The 1162-nt window shown below is 55.2% G+C and carries 1 protein-coding gene; it reads right to left on the bottom strand.

The window, feature by feature from the left end; translation table 11 throughout:
• Nucleotides 1-65: 65 nt before the first annotated feature.
• Nucleotides 66-1162: protein rep (locus tag GHO32_RS26045; protein ID WP_372239844.1), on the bottom strand; the 1097-nt coding region annotated here is incomplete at its 5' end.

Below are 1162 nucleotides of genomic sequence, written 5' to 3'. Positions count from 1 at the left end.
GGCCTGCACGCAGTCGATCCCCACAAAACCCTGATCAGGGCTGTGCCCCGATACCCCGTTGAGAGTCAGCGAGCTGGTTTGTCGCCGTTGGGTGCGCGGCGATATCGGCGCTCTACTTCCCGCCAGTTGAAAGCCAACCGAGAACCGTCGTCTTCGCCTTCTTCAGCGCCGCCTCTCTTAACCAAATCCGAATCAGTTTCCTCATCGACACGGAGTACCTTTTTCAAAACGCCACCGGTTGCCACAAAGCGGCGCTTGTGGGATTGGCGCGTCAATTCCAAAAACCAATCAGGATCGTTTGTCATGTCAGACGGTTTAACGCTGTACTTCAGCGTTTCCGAAACCGCGCGTTGTAGCGCAGCCCCTCCCACCTCCGTCCCGGTCTCTGAGCTCCGATCTTTAATCGCTTGAACGTGCACACCGCTTGGCGAGATCGTCGGATCGCGCATGCATTCCTGCCAAATCTCAACCCAGCGGGCATGCTTAACGTATTTCGATCCAGACAGCATCGAAGGCGGGACCATCAGCAAAACGTGAAAATGCGGGTGCGCCTCCCCAATCGCACTCCGAGTTACCTCGGTAGTCCGTACCCAACCAATCACCGCTTTTAACTCTTTTCGCGCCTGGAGTCGGTTCCACCCGGCATTCATCGCCGTAAGAGTCGCTCCAAGCTCGCCTATGGGGCAATTGGGCACAGTCAGGGTCAGGAATAGCCAGCGAGCCTTAGGATGCTCTAGAACGATCTGAGGGAGAGATTGGTGAAACCGAGCCTGCCACATGAGCGAGCGCCTCCACTGACACACCGGGCAATGACGTACCCGGCAAAAGTACGCCGTACGCAAACGTAGGGCATTCACTGATGTTTCAGGGTTGAGAACCCAACCAAACAGCAATAACCCCCCACAGTCGGACATTCGAGCGGCGTAGCGCTCAAATTCTAGAGCGCTGGCATAAATCCCACCCACATCGTCAGATTGACCTCTGTGAATGTCCCACGGGACATCATTCGGACTGTAATCGGAAAGCCCGTCGCGGGGCTGTTCAAGCGCAATAATTTCGCTAGAATGGACAGACGTGGAAGCGGTAACGTTTTCCATGGAAAACCCTAGATATCTTGGACCTCGAAGACCCACGATTCTGGGGTTTTTCTTTTTACGCGTCA

Origin of the sequence: Pseudomonas sp. FSL R10-2189, assembly GCF_009600325.1 — a bacterium.
Lineage (GTDB): Bacteria > Pseudomonadota > Gammaproteobacteria > Pseudomonadales > Pseudomonadaceae > Aquipseudomonas > Aquipseudomonas helleri.
Note: the sequence above shows the minus strand (reverse complement) of the source record. Positions and strands in the feature narration are given on the sequence as shown.